15 protein-coding genes are annotated in these 15,496 nt (G+C 74.1%); 9 read left to right on the forward strand and 6 right to left on the reverse strand.

Annotated features, from left to right (window positions below; translation table 11 throughout):
- The coding region (locus tag IO30_RS0119260; protein WP_107066906.1) for a right-handed parallel beta-helix repeat-containing protein at positions 1-2,141 on the reverse strand (2,141 nt) is incomplete at its 3' end.
- Between the two features lie 193 nt (positions 2,142-2,334).
- Here IO30_RS0119260 and hmgA point away from each other — a divergent pair.
- Both hmgA and IO30_RS0119270 read left to right on the forward strand, forming a co-directional pair.
- Complete coding sequence (gene hmgA / locus IO30_RS0119265; RefSeq protein WP_031144697.1) at positions 2,335-3,678, forward strand: homogentisate 1,2-dioxygenase; 1,344 nt, start codon at positions 2,335-2,337, stop codon at positions 3,676-3,678.
- 77 nt (positions 3,679-3,755) lie between these two features.
- A complete protein-coding gene (locus tag IO30_RS0119270; RefSeq protein WP_031144699.1) occupies positions 3,756-4,505 on the forward strand; it encodes a GntR family transcriptional regulator in 750 nt (249 codons plus the stop codon).
- Between the two features lie 21 nt (positions 4,506-4,526).
- Here the strand turns inward: IO30_RS0119270 and IO30_RS46000 are convergent, their stop codons facing one another.
- Positions 4,527-4,688, reverse strand: coding sequence for a hypothetical protein (locus tag IO30_RS46000; RefSeq protein WP_167347270.1), 162 nt, complete (start codon positions 4,686-4,688; stop codon positions 4,527-4,529).
- A 167-nt stretch (positions 4,689-4,855) separates the two neighbouring features.
- Here IO30_RS46000 and IO30_RS0119280 point away from each other — a divergent pair, with 167 nt between their 5' ends.
- Complete coding sequence (locus IO30_RS0119280; RefSeq protein ID WP_234321757.1) at positions 4,856-5,977, forward strand: type ISP restriction/modification enzyme; 1,122 nt, start codon at positions 4,856-4,858, stop codon at positions 5,975-5,977.
- Between the two features lie 81 nt (positions 5,978-6,058).
- Here the strand turns inward: IO30_RS0119280 and IO30_RS0119285 are convergent, their stop codons facing one another.
- On the reverse strand, positions 6,059-6,787 hold the full coding sequence (locus IO30_RS0119285) for a TetR/AcrR family transcriptional regulator (RefSeq protein ID WP_031144702.1): 729 nt from the start codon (positions 6,785-6,787) through the stop codon (positions 6,059-6,061).
- A 73-nt stretch (positions 6,788-6,860) separates the two neighbouring features.
- Here IO30_RS0119285 and IO30_RS0119290 point away from each other — a divergent pair, with 73 nt between their 5' ends.
- From IO30_RS0119290 to IO30_RS0119300, 3 genes are all read left to right on the forward strand, one after another.
- Positions 6,861-7,829, forward strand: coding sequence for a daunorubicin resistance protein DrrA family ABC transporter ATP-binding protein (locus IO30_RS0119290; RefSeq protein ID WP_031144703.1), 969 nt, complete (start codon positions 6,861-6,863; stop codon positions 7,827-7,829).
- Positions 7,826-8,614 (forward strand): ABC transporter permease, encoded by a 789-nt coding sequence (locus IO30_RS0119295; protein ID WP_031144704.1) that lies wholly within the window; start codon positions 7,826-7,828, stop codon positions 8,612-8,614. Before IO30_RS0119290 ends, IO30_RS0119295 begins: the two co-directional genes overlap by 4 nt.
- A gap of 124 nt (positions 8,615-8,738) precedes the next feature.
- Complete coding sequence (locus tag IO30_RS0119300; protein ID WP_031144705.1) at positions 8,739-9,950, forward strand: CaiB/BaiF CoA transferase family protein; 1,212 nt, start codon at positions 8,739-8,741, stop codon at positions 9,948-9,950.
- 40 nt (positions 9,951-9,990) lie between these two features.
- Here the strand turns inward: IO30_RS0119300 and IO30_RS0119305 are convergent, their stop codons facing one another.
- A complete protein-coding gene (locus tag IO30_RS0119305; RefSeq protein ID WP_076046471.1) occupies positions 9,991-10,260 on the reverse strand; it encodes a hypothetical protein in 270 nt (89 codons plus the stop codon).
- Between the two features lie 270 nt (positions 10,261-10,530).
- Here IO30_RS0119305 and IO30_RS0119310 point away from each other — a divergent pair, with 270 nt between their 5' ends.
- Positions 10,531-12,288 carry a serine/threonine-protein kinase gene (locus IO30_RS0119310; RefSeq protein WP_272933184.1) on the forward strand — a complete coding sequence of 586 codons (1,758 nt, stop codon included), beginning with the start codon at positions 10,531-10,533 and terminating at the stop codon, positions 12,286-12,288.
- Here IO30_RS0119310 and IO30_RS0119315 read toward each other — a convergent pair.
- On the reverse strand, positions 12,258-13,061 hold the full coding sequence (locus IO30_RS0119315; protein ID WP_031144708.1) for an SGNH/GDSL hydrolase family protein: 804 nt from the start codon (positions 13,059-13,061) through the stop codon (positions 12,258-12,260). The two genes, IO30_RS0119310 and IO30_RS0119315, sit on opposite strands and share 31 nt — an antisense overlap.
- Positions 13,062-13,267: 206 nt before the next feature.
- Here IO30_RS0119315 and IO30_RS0119320 point away from each other — a divergent pair, with 206 nt between their 5' ends.
- Complete coding sequence (locus IO30_RS0119320) at positions 13,268-14,365, forward strand: DUF5925 domain-containing protein (protein WP_031144709.1); 1,098 nt, start codon at positions 13,268-13,270, stop codon at positions 14,363-14,365.
- 15 nt (positions 14,366-14,380) lie between these two features.
- Positions 14,381-14,788: a hypothetical protein gene (locus tag IO30_RS0119325; protein WP_031144710.1), complete on the forward strand. Its 408-nt coding sequence runs from the start codon at positions 14,381-14,383 to the stop codon at positions 14,786-14,788.
- A 263-nt stretch (positions 14,789-15,051) separates the two neighbouring features.
- Here the strand turns inward: IO30_RS0119325 and IO30_RS0119330 are convergent, their stop codons facing one another.
- On the reverse strand, positions 15,052-15,441 hold the full coding sequence (locus IO30_RS0119330; protein WP_031144712.1) for a GntR family transcriptional regulator: 390 nt from the start codon (positions 15,439-15,441) through the stop codon (positions 15,052-15,054).
- Positions 15,442-15,496 lie beyond the last annotated feature (55 nt).

The following is a 15,496-nucleotide window of genomic DNA, read 5'->3' on the forward strand; positions in this document are numbered from 1 at the left end:
CTGCTGGCAGGACCCCGCCGACGGCTCCACCCCGGGCACGCCGCCGCAGTGCGGGGACCGGCGGGGGGGCGCGCCCGCGGGGCCGGGGTCGCGGTGGGTGGGGGTGTGGGGCGGGCTGAGGCTATGGCTGCCCAGAGGAGCCAGACCACGGCCACCAGGGCTCGTAGCCAGGCGGGGCTCAAAGGGGTCCACGGGATCATCAGGACGGCCTTGTCGAAGGCGTCCAGCAGGGTGAGACCGGCCAGCAGGAGGGTCAGGCGGGCGAGCCAGGGGCGGGTCGGCCGCAGGGCCAGGCCGACGCCCGTCCACCAGAGCCCGAGCAGGAGCAGGGCCAGCGCGGGGACGGGGGTCGGGGTCAGGGAGGTGGTGGAGCCGGCCACGTCCAGGGCCAGCCCCGCGAGGCCCAGGGCGGAGGCCGCGGTGCCCAGCCGGGAGCCCCGCAGGCGGCGCGCCCACAGGACGCCGCCGACCAGGAGCAGGACGGCCGCCACGGCGAGGGCGATCTGGGTCTCCACGCGTTCCAGGCCGCGGGCCCCGTACCAGTCGCAGCCGGCCGGGAGCTTGCGCGCCTGCACGCTGTAGTCGGCGCAGACGAGGAGCTGGACCAGCTTCACCGGTTCGCCGACCAGGCGGGCCGATGCCCCGGAGACGGCGCCCCGCCGGTCACCGCACTGCGGCAGCGTGCCCGGGGTGGAGCCGTCGGCGGGGTCCTGCCAGCAGTTGCCGCGTCCCTGGCCGTCCCACCACACGTCCATGCCGTTCGGCCGGGTCGCGCCGGACTTGTCCTTGCCCATGACGTTCCCGGCGTACCGGTTGTGGTGGGAGGTGTCGGTCTGCTTCGACCACGCCTCCTCCCCGCGGATGAAGGCGGGTACCGCGCTGAGGAAGAAGCCCGCGCGCCGGTGGCCGTAGACCCAGTTGTCCTCGTAGATGTTCCAGTTGCCGCCCGCGGTGATGATGCCGGTGCCCGGGGGCATGGATATCTGCGGGCAGACGACTCCCCGCTCGTAGCCGCGCTCGATCGGCGGTTTGGCGCAGGTGCCGTCGGCGACGTACCCGTAGTAGTCCTGGTTGTTGTCGTGGATCAGGTTCCGCTCGAACTTGGCGTGGTTCTGCGGGAGTCCGGGGTGTCCGGGGAAGGCGCTGTCCATCGAGGCGCCGCCCATGTTCTGGTCGAACTCGTTGTCGTGGACCCACACCGAGTCCCCCGCGGTGCCGGAGTAGCCGACCATGTTGTGGTGGCTGCGGCAGCCGGTGATCTCGATGGAGTAGCGCGGGACCTCGTAGCCGCGGCCGTTGTTGATGTCGGAGGCGCTGCCGGGGTAGATGCCGGAGTCGCCGTTCCCGTACGACTCGCAGTTCTTGTAGAGGCCGTGGTCGCTGGCGAAGGTCAGGAAGCCGTACTCGTCGTTCCAGCGGGTGAGTACGTCGTCGATGACGAAGCCGTCGCCCGCCAGTACGTAAAGGGAGTTGAAGGTGGTGCGCTGCGCGGTGAAGTTGCGGAAGTAGATGCCGTTGGAGCGGTCGGCCCGGATGCCGTTGAGCTTCTGGTACTTGGCGTCGATGACCACGTCCTGCCGGGTGGCTCCGGTGCCCTCGATCTGGAGGTTCGTCTTGCCGAGGATCGCGACGAGGTTCTGGTTGTGGCGGCACTGGACCTGCTGCTCGTAGCTGAGGATCTGGTAGCCCAGCGAGGAGTTGGGGGCCTTCAGCGCCGCGCATTCGCCGGTGGGGGCGGGCAGCGAGGGCTCCTCCTCGTACAGGCCGGGGAGGATCGCGATGCTCATCCCGGGGCGGTCGACGGCGTCGACGGCCTCCTGGAGGTGGCGGTAGCCGCTCTTCTCGCAGCGCTCGTAGAGGGCGAGGTTGCGCTGCCTGAGTTCGTCCGGGAAGCCGGCCGTGCGGCGTTCGAAGGCGGGCCGGTCGGTCTTGCAGACCAGCAGGTCGGGCTCCCCGGTGCGGTACTGGGGCACGGATCCGGAGCCGTCGGGGAAGGTGACGGGGCGCTCCTCGTGCGCGCGGGCGGCGGGCGCGGTGGCGAGGAGGGACAGGAGGGCGAGGAGGGCGGTGAGGAGCGCCACCCCCAGGGTTCGGCCGGGAGTGCCCCCGGGCGCGGCAGGGAACCTGCGGGTCCACGACATGCGCGTGAGAGTAGAGCAATGTTCATCTTTTGTGAGCCCCCTCCGCACGAATCCGCCGAGAGGGGCCGCTCACGGCCCGGACCGCCCCCGCGGCCGCGAAACCGGCCAGGCGGCCGGGACGGGCCGTTGACGCACGGGCCACGGAATCCTACTGTCAGCCATAGGATTCCTTCGAAGGAGCGGGAGCGCAGCGATGAGCGAGCAGCAGGCCGGCGGCATCGAGCAGGCCAGGAAGACGGCGGAGGCACTGGAGTACCTCACCGGCTTCGGCAACGAACACAGCTCGGAGGCCGTCCCCGGCGCGCTGCCCCTCGGCAGGAACTCGCCCCAGCGCGCTCCCCTCGGCCTCTACGCCGAGCAGCTCAGCGGCAGCGCCTTCACCGAGCCGCGCAGCCACAACCGCCGCTCCTGGCTCTACCGGATCCACCCCTCGGCCGCGCACCCGCCCTTCACCCGGACCGACAACGGGAACCTGCGCACCGCGCCCTTCACCGAGGTCCCGGCCGACCCCAACCGCCTGCGCTGGAACCCGCTGCCCGACCCGGCCCCCGGCACCGACTTCCTGGCCGGGCTCTGGACGCTCGGCGGCAACGGCGACGCGGCCCAGCGCACCGGCATGGCCATCCACCTCTACGCCGCCAACGCGCCGATGACCGACCGGGTCTTCAGCGACTCCGACGGCGAGCTCCTGATCGTCCCCGAGCGCGGCGGGCTGCTCCTGCGCACCGAGCTCGGCCTGCTCGCCGCCCGGCCGGGCGAGGTGGCCCTGATCCCGCGCGGGGTCCGTTTCCGCGTCGAGCTCCTCGACCCCGAGGCCCGCGGCTACGTCTGCGAGAACTACGGGCAGCCCTTCGCCCTCCCCGACCTGGGCCCGATCGGCGCCAACGGTCTCGCCGCCGTCCGTGACTTCCGGGCCCCGGTGGCCGCGTACGAGGACGCGGGCGCCGAGGGGCGCCCGACCGAGGTGGTCAACAAGTTCTGCGGCAACCTCTGGTCCGCCACCTACGACCACTCCCCCCTGGACGTGGTCGCCTGGTACGGCAGCCACGTGCCGTACGTGTACGACCTGCGGCGCTTCAACGTCCTGGGGACGATCAGCTACGACCACCCCGACCCGTCGATCTTCACCGTGCTGACCTCGCCCTCCGACACCCCGGGGCTGGCGGGCGTGGACTTCGTGGTCTTCGCGCCGCGCTGGCTGGTCGGCGAGGACACCTTCCGCCCGCCGTACTTCCACCGCAACGTCATGAGCGAGTACATGGGCCTGATCGAGGGCGCGTACGACGCCAAGGCCGAGGGATTCGTCCCCGGCGGCGGCTCGCTGCACAACATGATGTCCGCGCACGGCCCGGACCGGGAGACCTTCGACCGGGCGAGCGCCGCCGAGCTGAAGCCGCAGAAGATCGACGACGGTCTGGCCTTCATGTTCGAGACCCGCTGGCCGATCACCGCCACCGCCCAGGCGGCCTCCGCGGACCACCTCCAGCGGGCCTACGACGACGTCTGGCAGGGTCTGGAGCGGCACTTCCGCCCCTGACCTGCGCTGCATACGCTGCGTGTGCCGCGAGCGACGCCGCACGCCGTCCACCCGTCCAGCCGTTCGGAGAACCCGCCGTGACCGCCTTCGCCCCCGATTCCCTGGTGCTGAACCGGAAGCTGCCGCTCTGGTACCAGGTCTCGCAGTCGCTGCGCGCCTCGATACTGGGGCGCACCCCGGACGCCTCGCTGCGCCTGCCCACCGAGGAGCAGCTCGCCGAGCACTACGGGGTCAGCGTGCTGACCATGCGGCAGGCGCTCAAGGAGCTGGAGGGCGAGGGGCTGATCAGCCGGCACCGGCGGCGCGGCACGTTCATCGAGCCGGGGGCCCTGCGGGGCGCCCCGGTCCGGCTGCTGGGCTCGGTCGACGCGATCGTGGCCCAGCAGTCGGGTGACCGTACGACGGTTCTCGGCCAGGCCCGGACGACCGTCGCCGGGGAGCTGCTGGAGCACTTCCCGGACACGCCCGAAGTGGTCACGTACCGGCGTCTGCGCCACGACCGGGAGAGCGGCGAGCCGACCAACTGGGCCGAGAACGCGGTCCTTCCGGAGTTCGCCGAGTCGGTCGCCCTGGCCGATCTCGAACGCTGGCCGATGACCAAGGTGCTGCGGGACGTCGTCGGGGTGCGGATCAGCCGGATCACGGACACCGTGGAGGCGCGCCTGGCCGACCCGGAGACCGCCGAGCTGCTCCAGGTCCCCCTGCTGAGCCCGATCCTGCACTACACGGGCGTGACCTACGACGAGGAAGGCCGGGTGGTGGACGTGGCCCGGATCCGGTACCGCGGCGACCGGTTCTCCTTCACGGTGACCGTGGACGCCCACTGACCGCAGGTGCGGGGACGGCGGCTACTTCTCCTCGTCGTCCGTGGCGCGCTCGCCCTCGGCCTGGGAGGGGGTGGTGCGCATCGTCTGCGGGTGCTGCTGCTTCTTCTGGGTGTCGTCCATGTCCTCGTCGAGCCGTTCGCCTTCGGCCTGCGAGGGAGTCGAGTATTCGTCGTACTGACTCATGACCGTCTCCTCGGTCGATGGTACGTATCCGTATGTATGCGTACACAAGGAGCGTAGCCCTTCCTCCCCGGTGCGGCCCGGGCGGGGCCCGGCGGCCGGGAGCCGTCGCTACCATCGGCCGGGTGAGCGTTGACGCATCGTTGCCGGACCTGTTGCTGGACGATCTGATGCCCTGGGCCGCGGGCGGACTGCGCCTGGGCCGCGACTGGGTGGCGGCGCCCGACCCGGCCGTCCTGCGCACCCGCTGGGCCGCCCTGACCGGCGCCGAAGGGGCAGAGCGGGAGCGGCTCTTCCGGCCCAGCCGCAGCCGTACCCCCGCCGCCGGGGCGGCAGCACTGCCCGGCCAGCGCTCGGGCACTGCCAGGTTCGCCGATGCGCCCGGGCCCTGCCCCGATCCCGTACGGGTGCTCCGCGAGCCCTTCGACGAGCAGTGGCTGCTCCCCGACCAGCGGCTCATCGACGCGGCCCGTCCGGAGCTGTGGCGGGTCCGTGACGAGCACCAGCTGTTCCTGCTGGAGACCCCGGACCTGCTGGTGACCGCGCACCTCCCGGCGGGTCGGCTCGGCCGGGTCCGGCCGCTGCACCGGCGCCCCGGCGGCGCCGAACCGAACCTCGCCCCCGGCCTGCTGAACCTGCTCGGCGAGCGCTACGGGGGCTGGGTCACGCCCGAGGACGTGCTGTGCTGGATCCTCGCGGCGGGCCGGCCCGGGCCGCGGGGGTACGGGGTCCCGCTCACCACAGACCCCGGGCGCTGGCGGGCCGGGCTGGAGCTCGGGCACCGGCTCCTCGGCGTCCAGTTGCGCGGCGCCCGCGGGGGCGAGCCGCCGCGGCTGCCGGGCGGACGCCGCCCGTACATCCGCTCGGCGGTCCCGGCCTGGCCGCAGGGGCTGTCGTACGACGCCGCCACGCAGACGCTGGGTCTCGGCGCCGGGACCGTCTCGCCCGTGCCTGCGGCAGCCTGGGAGTTCGAGGTACAGGGCGTACGGGTGCTGGAGGCCTGGTTCGCCGCCCGCACCGCGCACCTGCTCCCCGGGGCCGACGGCCTGGAGGCGCTGGGTCCGGCCGAGTGGCCCCAGGGCTGGACCTCGGAACTGCTGGCCCTGGTGACGACCCTGGCCCTGCTGGCCGACCTGGCCCCGGAGCGGGCCGCGTTCGAGGCGGGCCCGGGCCTCGCTGCGGCCGAGCTGCGCGCGGCCGGGGTGCTGCCGCCGCCCCGGTGGGCCCGACGCCCGGCTTCGGTGCTGGACCACCAGGAGGAGGGCCCGGGCGGGCAGTTCGCCCTGCTCTGAACCCCGGGGCCCGGGGCTCGGGGCGCGGCGTTCAGGCAGTCCGCCCCGCCCTGAGCCCCGGGGCCCGGGGCGCGGCGTCCGCTACGCCTGCCACGCCCCCAGCAGCCGGGCCATCGAGCGGTCGAAGGCCTCCCCCAGCTCCGGCCCCGCCTCCGTGACCGGGGCGGCGCCTCCCGTCAGGGCCGCCGTCAGCAGCGGGTACTGCCCGGTGGCCAGCCGCGAGCCGATCCACGCCGCCCGTACGCCGCGCTCCTCGGCCGCCGACCAGGGCAGCGTCCGGGCCCGCTCGGCCAGGGCCAGTTCGCCCGACACGAAGGTCGCGACCATGCCGTTGACCGCGGCGACGAGCTCCAGCTTCTCGCCGTCCGCCGCCTCCAGCGGGACCAGGCAGTCCAGGCTGTGCTCCAGGTACCGCAGGGCGTTGGGGCCGAAGCCGTAGACGGGGCTCAGCAGCCGCGGCAGCCACGGGTGGCGGTGCATCAGCGCCCGCGTCTGGCGGGAGAGGGCGAGCAGGTCGGCCTGCCAGTCGCCGGTGGGCGGGGTCAGCTCGTACTCGCCGCTGACCGCGTCGACCATCAGCTCGTACAGGTCCTCCTTGCGCGGCACGTAGTTGTACAGGGACATGGTCCCGGCGCCGATCCCGGCCGCGACGCGCCGCATGGAGACGGCCTCGATCCCCTCCGCGTCGGCGATCCGCACCGCCTCGGCGGCGATCGACTCGCGGCTGTGCGCGGGCCGGGGTCCGCGACCGGCCCGCTGCGGGCGGGCCCAGATCACTTCGGGTTCAGCGGGGCGCCCGCTGGGTGTCATCGCTCATCACCTCGTCCGTCTCGTCCCCCATCCTAGTTACGTACAGCGTACGTAGTCCTGTAGGGTGCCGCCCATGACTACTACGTACGCCGTACTTAGTGAGGGTCTGGAGAAGAACTACGGCGCGGTCCGCGCGCTGCGGGGCCTCGATCTGGCCGTCCCCGAGGGCACGGTCTGCGGGCTCCTCGGCCCCAACGGAGCGGGCAAGACCACCGCCGTCCGGATCCTCACCACCCTGACCGCTCCCACCGGCGGCCGCGCCCTCGTCGCCGGTCACGACGTCACCCGGGACCCCGGCGCCGTCCGCCGCGCCATCGGGGTCACCGGCCAGTACGCCTCCGTCGACGGGGAACTGACCGGCCGTGAGAACCTCCGGCTCTTCGCCCGGCTCGCCGGACTGCGCGGCTCCGCGGGCCGGGACCGCGCCGACGGACTGCTCCGGCGCTTCGGGCTCGACGAGGCCGCCGACCGGGTGGCCGCCACCTGGTCGGGCGGCATGCGCCGGCGCCTCGACCTGGCCGCCGGGCTGATCGCCCGCCCCCGCGTGCTGTTCCTCGACGAACCCACCACCGGACTCGACCCCGCCGCCCGCGAGCACATCTGGACGGCGGTACGGGAACTCGCCGACGAGGGCGCCACCGTGCTGCTCACCACCCAGTACCTGGAGGAGGCCGACCGGCTCGCCGACGACATCGTGGTCGTCGACGGCGGCAGGGCCGTCGCGCACGGCACCCCGGCCGGGCTGAAGGCCCGGATCGGGGCCCGCGCCGAGGTCTGCGTCCCCGGACCCGAATCCCTCGCGGACGCCGCCGCGGTGCTCGACCGGCTCACCGGCGGCCGGCCCGTCCTCGACACGGAGCGGCTCACCGTCGGCGTGACCGTGCTCGACGCGGGCCTCACCCTGCCCCGGATCATCCGCGAGCTCGACGCCCACGGGGTCCCCGTCACCGATGCGAGCCTGCGCCCGCCCACCCTCGACCAGGTCTTCCTGCGTCTCACCCAGGTCCGCGAGGCCGGATCCGACAAGGAGCACGCCGCATGAGCACCCTGCTGTCCGACGGCGGAGCGGTGGTCGTCCGCCAGCTCCAGAAGGCCCGGCACGCCCCGGCCCTGCTGATCCTCACGCAGACCATGCCGATCACGATGCTGCTGTTCTTCGGCTACGTGTTCGGCAGTGCGCTGGCCATGCCGGGGGCCCGGTACCGGGAGTTCCTCGTCCCCGGCATGCTCGCCGCCACCGCCGCGAGCGGGCTGATGACCGGCCTGTTCACCGCCGCGCAGGACGCGCACCGAGGGGTGACCGACCGGTTCCGGACCCTGCCGATGAGCCGGACCGCCGTCCCCCTGGGCCAGACGGCCGCCGACCTGCTGACCACGGCGGTGTCGATGGTGCCGCTGATGCTGGTGGGACTGGCGATGGGCTGGCGGATCGAGACCGGGGTACCCGGCGCCGTGGGGGCCTTCGGCGTACTGATGCTGTTCCGCTTCGCCACCGCCTGGGTGGGCACCTACCTCGGCCTGCTGAGCCGGAGCGAGGAGGCGGCGGGCCAGCTGGGCGCCGCCACCTTCGTGCTGCCGATGCTGTCCAGCGCGTACCTGCCGACCGCCGGGCTGCCCGGGTGGCTGCGTACGGTCGCCGAGTGGAACCCGATCAGCGCGGTCGCCGGCGCGGTGCGCGCGCTGTGCGGGAACGCCGGGGCCGAAGCGGCGCCGGGCGCCGCCTGGCCCGCCGCACATCCGGTCGCGGGAGCCCTGCTCTGGTCGGCGCTGCTCCTCGCGGTGTTCGTACCGCTGGCCACCCGGCGGTTCGCACGGGGCCGGGGCTGAGCACCGGACCGGAGCCGAACGAGCGGCCGGAACCCGGCCCACGGCCCCGGCCGGGGCCCGGCGCACGAACTCCCGCCCGGATCCTGGTGACACAGGGGGGTCCGAGGCGGTAGGCACGGGTGTCATGAACCGCGAAGCGCACCAGCCCGAACCCCTCCCCCTCGCCGGCCTCACCGTGGTCTCCGTCGAACAGGCCGTCTCGGCCCCCTTCGCCACCCGCCAGCTCGCCGACCTCGGCGCCCGGGTGATCAAGGTCGAGCGGCCCGACGGGGGCGACTTCGCGCGCGCCTACGACACCGCCGCGCACGGCCTCGCCTCGCACTTCGTCTGGGCCAACCGCGGCAAGGAGTCGCTCGCGCTCGACCTGAAGGACCCGCGCGGACGGGAGGTCCTGCACGGCCTGCTCGCGGACGCCGACGTCTTCGTCCAGAACCTCGCGCACGGGGCGGCCGCCCGGCTCGGCCTCGACTCGGCGTCACTGTGCGCGCGTTACCCCCGGCTGGTCGCCGTGGACGTCTCCGGCTACGGCCCCGAGGGCCCGTACGCCCACAAGCGGGCCTACGACATGCTCGTCCAGTGCGAGGCGGGGCTGGTCTCGGTCACCGGGACCCCTCGGACGCCCGTCAAGGCGGGGATCCCGGCCGCGGACATCGCAGCCGCCATGTACGCCTTCTCGGGCGTCCTCGCGGCGCTGCTGCGGCGCGGTACCACCGGCCGCGGCGGCCGGGTGGAGGTGTCCATGCTGGACGCGCTCGCCGAGTGGATGGGGCACCCGCTGCACCACACGATGCACGGCGGGGAGCAGCCCGCGCGCACCGGTCTGGCGCATGCCGTGATCGCGCCCTACGACGCCTACCCGACGGCCGACGGGGACCAGGTGCTGCTGTCCGTGCAGAACGACCGCGAGTGGCGGCGGCTGGCGGAGCTGGTGCTGGGGCGGCCGGAGCTGGCCGACGACCCGCAGTACGCGACGAACGCGGCGCGCACGGCCCACCGGGAGAAGACCGACGCGGTGGTGACGGACGCCCTGGTGCAGCTGACCACGGACGAGGCGGTGGGGCGGCTGGAGGAGGCGGGCATCGCCTGCGCCCGGCTGAACTCGGTGCACCAGCTGGCCGGGCACCCGCAGCTGGCGGCCCGGGACCGCTGGCGGGAGGTGGGGTCACCGGTGGGCCCGCTGCGGGCGTTGCTGCCGCCGATCGGGCTGCCGGGTGGTGCGGCACCGCGGATGGGCGCGGTGCCCGCGCTCGGCGAACACACCGAGGCCCTGCTGCGCGCCCTGGGGATGACGGGCGCGCAGATCGCGGACCTGCGCCGGGACGGTGTCGTCGCGTAGAGGGTGCCGGAGGGCGGACGGCCCGCGGTACGGGGGACAGTTACGAGCGGCGGCTGCCGAAGAGCGTGCGACGCAGACGGCGCAGCGGCGCGAAGAGCGAGACGCGCGCGCTCCGGCTCCGCAGGCGGTGCGTGTGGTCGCGCGACGTCAGCTCGCGCATCAGCAGCGTCGCCTCGGCGGTCTCGCGGTGCGGCACGGCGGGACCGCCCAGCACGGCGAGATGACGGTCGAGGCGCGAGCTGGTCGCGCTGCTTCCGCACGTGATGGCAGGCACGCGTGGCGGCCTGCTGCGCATTGCTATTTGTTCCATGTTCTCTCCCCACCCGTACGAGGGCACCCGGCCCGGGCAGGTTAACCCTATCGCCCCCGCGTCGCGCTCGGGTATCCCGGTGGTGTGAATTACCCCTGTGGCGACGGAGGTTGACGACTACTCAGTGGAGTCGACCGTCACTCTCCGCACAGACGCGCCGGGTTCGGAGCCCCTCGCGCCGAGTCACGTCACAACAGGGGCCACTTCGCGCCCACTGCGCTAACTTGGAGTGATCACCCTGTAACACATGGATGCACATGGGGGGCTCGCGTGAGTGGGAACGTGGGTGACGTGGGCGGGGAATCGAGCGCCGATCGAGTCATCTCGGGCCGGTACCGGCTGCTGGATCCGATCGGACGCGGCGGCATGGGCGTCGTGTGGCGGGCCCGGGACGAGGTGCTGGCCCGCGAGGTGGCCGTCAAGGAGGTACGGGCCCCCGCCGGCCTGGAGGCCGCCGAACTCCAGCGGATGTACCGGCGGCTGGAGCGCGAGGCCTGGGCGGCGGCCCGGATCTCGCACCGCGGGGTCGTCACGGTCTACGACGTGGCCTCCGAGGACGGCCGGCCCTGGATCGTGATGGAGCTGATCCGCGGCCTCTCGCTGGCCGACGTCCTGGAGGCCGAGGGCACGCTCGGCCCGCAGCGGGCGGCCCACCTCGGGGAGCAGGTCCTGGCCGCGCTGCGGTCGGCGCACGAGGCGGGGGTGCTGCACCGGGACGTCAAGCCCGGCAACGTGCTGATCGCCAACGACGGGCGGGTGGTGCTGAGCGACTTCGGGATCGCGAGCCTGGAGGGCTCCTCGGCGATCACCATGACGGGCGAGGTCGTCGGCTCCCCCGAATTCCTGGCGCCCGAGCGGGCGTTGGGGCGGGACCCCGGCGCCGGGGCGGACCTGTGGGCGCTCGGGGTGATGCTGTACGCGGCCGTCGAGGGGGTCACCCCCTTCCGCCGGGCCACCCCGCTCGACACCCTGCGGGCGGTCGTGGAGGAGGAGCCCGCGCGCCCGCGCCGGGCCGGGCCGCTGGAGCCCGTGCTGGAGGGGCTGCTGCGCAAGGACCCCGCCGAGCGGCTGTCCGCGGCCGAGGCGGCCCGGATGCTGCGCGTGGTGGGCGCGGGCGGGACCGTACGGGATTCGGGCGGCCCGGAGTCGGGGCCCGGCACGCCGACGGCCGCCGCGCACCACGGGCAGGGGCCCGGGCAGGGTCACGGGCCGCAGGGCGGCGGGGCCGCCTGGGTGCCCGGGGCGCAGGGGGCGGCGTACGGAGGGCCCACGTCACCGCTGCCGGGCGCCGGGCCGGTGCCGCCCCGGGGGCGGGCCGGTCTGGTGCTGGCGGCCGGGATCGTCTTCCTGCTGCTGGCGGTGGCCGCGCTGGCCTGGCTGCTGATCAGGGACCGCGGGGACGGGGACGACGGCCGCGGCGGCGGTCCCACGGGGGCGGCGACGACCCCCGGGGCGGCTGCGTCCACCGGCCCTGGCCCCTCGGCCCCCGCCTCGGCGCCGGTCTCGGCCTCCGCCTCGTCCGGCGGCCAGCAGGTGGTCGCGTACGTGGACGCCGTGCGCACCTCCTACACCGGTAGCTGCCCGCCGCCCGCGGAGCGTGCGCCCGCCTTCACGGCCACCCTGGAGGTGGAGCGGGTCCCGGCGGTGCTGGAGTACCGCTGGGCGACCCGGAGCGGGCGGACCACCGGCCCGGGCTGGCAGCCCGTCACCTACGAGAGGGGCGGGCCGCGCAGCCGGCGGCTGGAGCACACCGAGCTGACGCACGTCCCGGACGCGGTCTTCGACGACGCGGTGCGGCTGGAGGTGCGGGGACCCGCCGAGGTGGCCACGGACTGGGTGGGGATCACCGTGAGCTGCGAGCGGAGGACCCCGACGGGCGGGCCCTCCTCCCCCGGTGCGAGTGCGTCGCCGAGCCCGTCGCCGAGCCCGTCCGCGAGCGCGTCCCCCGACGCGTCCCCGGACGGGTCACCGGCCCCGTCGGCGCAGGGCGTCGCCGGTCAGGCGGCGCTGGTGAAGACCGGCAGGTAGCCGCCGGACTGTCCGGCGGCCGTGGGGTGGTAGGACTCACCGATGTTGAGCCAGTTGACGCTGTGCAGCCACGCGGCGCCGGAACAGATCTCGTGGCCCGTGAAGGCGCCGGCGACCGAGGCGAAGGTGAAGCCGTGGTCGGCGGCGCGCTTGGCGATGGCGGCGTTGAGGTGGTCGGACGCGCCGTTGATGGCGGTGCGCTCCCCCTCGGTCAGGCCGGTGGTGCAGGTGCCGTTCAGCTTGTAGAAGCGGGGATAGCCGATGACGACGACGCGGGCGTTGGGCGAGCGGCTCTCGATGGCGTTGTAGACCTGGTCGAGCAGGCCGGGGAGGGTGGAGGTGACGTAGGCCTTGGCGGAGTTGACGCGACTGACGCAGGTGGACTCGGACTGGAGCACACAGGTCGTCATGACGTCGGCGAATCCTGCGTCGTTGCCGCCGATGGTGATGCTGACGAGGTCGGTGCCGGAGTTCAGCGGACCGAGCTGGCCGGAGAGCACATCACCCGTTCGGGCACCCGAGCAGGCGGTGAAGGAGAAGGTCTGGGGGGAGTGTGCGGCGGCCCACAGGGCCGGGTAGGCGCGGCTGGTGCGTTTGCAGTTGCCGCTCGCGCTGTCGTAGTTGCCGGCGCCGACGCCGGAGGAGTACGAGTCACCGAGGGCTACGTAGCCGAAGTCGGCCTGGGCGGCGGCCGCCTGGCCTGCGCCGAAGAGCGTGGCGCCGGCGGCGAGCAGCAGGGAGGAGGTCAAAGCAGCGAAGCGCGACAGTCTCATGCTCATGTGTGCGGCTCCTTGTGGGGGTTACTCCTGAGTCCGTGGTACAAGGAGCCAGGCTTGGCTGGAAGTGTTCATGCCAAGAATGTTCGGGGCAGGATCGCCGCCCGAATCTTCACCACCAGTACGTTTGAAGGGGGAACCCGGACACCCGATCCGGCGAAACACGGGTGCACGGGCCGTTCCCGTGCCGGATCATGGGCGCCATGCCAGCCAACCCGCATGACGCGCTGCCGATCCGGCTCAACGTCGACGACAGCGACTCACCGTCGGACGTCGTCGACGCGCTGTTCCTCGGCCGGTTCGCGTCCGGCGAGCAGCCGTACTCGCAGAGCGTGACCATCGAGCGGGTGAAGGCGGGTTCGACCCTGCTGCCGCCCGGAGCCACCGTGTTGCGCTCCGCGCGCGACACCGACCGCAGCGCCACCCTCGCCGAGGGCGAGGGCTGGACCATGCTCGTCTCCCGGTGGAGCCGGGGTGCGGACGTGACGGTGACGGCGGTGAGCGACGAACTCGCCGCCGAGGTCCTCGACGTGGCCACGGAGGGGGTGCAGGACGAACCCGAACCGCAGCCGGAGAACGTCACGATGGGCTTCTGGTACGTCTCCCCGCGCCGCGGCCCGTACCGGACGACCCGCCAGATCGCGGCGGGCACCTGGCCCGAGGTGCGGCCCAACTACACCGCGCCGGTGGCCGGGGCGATGGACCGGCTGATGAAGGTGACCCCCGACGACATCGCGGGCCGGCTGCTCCTGCTGCACGGCCCGCCCGGCACGGGCAAGACCTCCGCGCTGCGCACGCTGGCCCGCTCCTGGCGGGACTGGTGCCAGGTGGACTGCGTACTGGACCCGGAGCGGCTCTTCAACGACGTGGGCTACCTGATGGACATCGCGATCGGCGAGGACGAGGGCACGGCGAAGGGCCGCTGGCGGCTGCTGCTCCTGGAGGACTGCGACGAGCTGATCCGCGGCGAGGCCCGGCACACCGCGGGCCAGGCCCTGTCCCGGCTGCTGAACCTGACCGACGGACTCCTGGGGCAGGGCCGCAACGTCCTGGTCGGCGTGACCACCAACGAGGACCTGGAGCGCCTGCACCCGGCAGTGGTCAGGCCGGGCCGCTGCCTGGCTCGCATCGAGGTGGGCAAGCTGACGCACCGCGAGGCGGTGGACTGGCTGGGCACGGACGAGGGCGTCTCCCGCGAAGGCGCCACCCTGGCGGAGCTGTTCGCCCTGCGCCGCGGCACGGGCCCGGCCGCGGTCCTCCCCCTCCAGCCACACGGTGCGGAGCCGGGCCTCTACCTCTAGGAAGTGTGCAGTGTCATGAGCGGTTTGCAGGCGTCCCTGGACGGGGCTTCGTCCCCCTCGCGGTCGGACCGCGAGCGCGCCGGGAGCGAGCTCGCCCCCTTCGCCGACGTCCCGGCGGCGGCCGGGGCGCTGGCGGATCTGCTGCTCGACGCCGAGGACACGGCCGTGACGCGGCGCACGGCGCAGGCCCTGGCCCAGGTGGGTACGGTGGCCGCCGTACGACTCATCGCCCGCGCGCTCGGCGGAGCCGACGACAACCAGGTCAACTGGCTGCAGACCGGGGTGCACGACGCGCTCGTGGAACCGGACGACGACGCGCCGGACCTCGCGGCCGTCTGCGCGCAGCTCGCCCGGGACCCGGAGCCGGCCGTCCGCCGGGGCGCCGCGGAGATCCTGACGTGGACGGACGGCACGGCACGCTGACGGCACGCCATGCTGCCGGGACGGCGGGCTGCCGGGACGGCGGGCTGCCGGGACGGCGGGCTGCCGGGACGGCGGGCTGCCGGGACGGCGGGCGGACGAAACGCCGGCCCGGACGAACGGGCGGGGGGGGAAGCGCACGGGCCAGACGCGCGGGCGGACGCACCGGCCCGGACGAACGGCCCGGACGAACAGGCCGGCGGACGCGGGCCAGACGCGCGGGCGGACGCACCGGCGGACAGCCCGGGCCCCGCCGGACGACGGCGTCAGCCCGTCGCGTACCGGGCCCGGAGGGCGTCCGTGGCGGCGGTGAGGGCCTCGGCCTCCGTCAGGCCCAGGCGCCGGGCCCGCTCGGCGAACACCTGGGCGGCCGCCGCGGCCTCGCGGGCCGGACCCTCGCCCGACGCCGCGACGAACGTCCCGTGCCGGCCCCGCGTCTCGATCACCCCGTCGCCCTCCAGCGCCCGGTACGCCTTCGCAACGGTGTTGGCGGCGAGGCCCAGCTCCTCCGCGAGCCCCCGTACCGTCGGCAGCTTGAAGCCCGCCGGCAGCTTCCCCGTCCGGGCCCGGTCCGCGATCTGCGCGCGCAGCTGTTCGTACGGGGCGGCCGAACCGGCCGAGGCGTCGATGGAGATCTTCAGGTTCGTCGAGGTCACGTGGCCGATTGTCTCCCACCGCCGGGTAATTCGGAGGCGCCCGCATCGGCTGCGC

The organism is Streptomyces xanthophaeus (assembly GCF_000725805.1).
Taxonomy (GTDB): domain Bacteria; phylum Actinomycetota; class Actinomycetes; order Streptomycetales; family Streptomycetaceae; genus Streptomyces; species Streptomyces xanthophaeus.

Coding starts and splice junctions, on each gene's coding strand:
- hmgA (WP_031144697.1), top strand. CDS start 2,335: ATGAGCGAGCAGCAGGCCGGCGGCATCGAGCAGGCCAGGAAGACGGCG.
- IO30_RS46000 (WP_167347270.1), bottom strand. CDS start 4,688: ATGAGTCAGTACGACGAATACTCGACTCCCTCGCAGGCCGAAGGCGAA.
- IO30_RS0119280 (WP_234321757.1), top strand. CDS start 4,856: ATGCCCTGGGCCGCGGGCGGACTGCGCCTGGGCCGCGACTGGGTGGCG.
- IO30_RS0119285 (WP_031144702.1), bottom strand. CDS start 6,787: ATGACACCCAGCGGGCGCCCCGCTGAACCCGAAGTGATCTGGGCCCGC.
- IO30_RS0119290 (WP_031144703.1), top strand. CDS start 6,861: ATGACTACTACGTACGCCGTACTTAGTGAGGGTCTGGAGAAGAACTAC.
- IO30_RS0119295 (WP_031144704.1), top strand. CDS start 7,826: ATGAGCACCCTGCTGTCCGACGGCGGAGCGGTGGTCGTCCGCCAGCTC.
- IO30_RS0119300 (WP_031144705.1), top strand. CDS start 8,739: ATGAACCGCGAAGCGCACCAGCCCGAACCCCTCCCCCTCGCCGGCCTC.
- IO30_RS0119305 (WP_076046471.1), bottom strand. CDS start 10,260: ATGGAACAAATAGCAATGCGCAGCAGGCCGCCACGCGTGCCTGCCATC.
- IO30_RS0119315 (WP_031144708.1), bottom strand. CDS start 13,061: ATGAGACTGTCGCGCTTCGCTGCTTTGACCTCCTCCCTGCTGCTCGCC.
- IO30_RS0119320 (WP_031144709.1), top strand. CDS start 13,268: ATGCCAGCCAACCCGCATGACGCGCTGCCGATCCGGCTCAACGTCGAC.
- IO30_RS0119325 (WP_031144710.1), top strand. CDS start 14,381: ATGAGCGGTTTGCAGGCGTCCCTGGACGGGGCTTCGTCCCCCTCGCGG.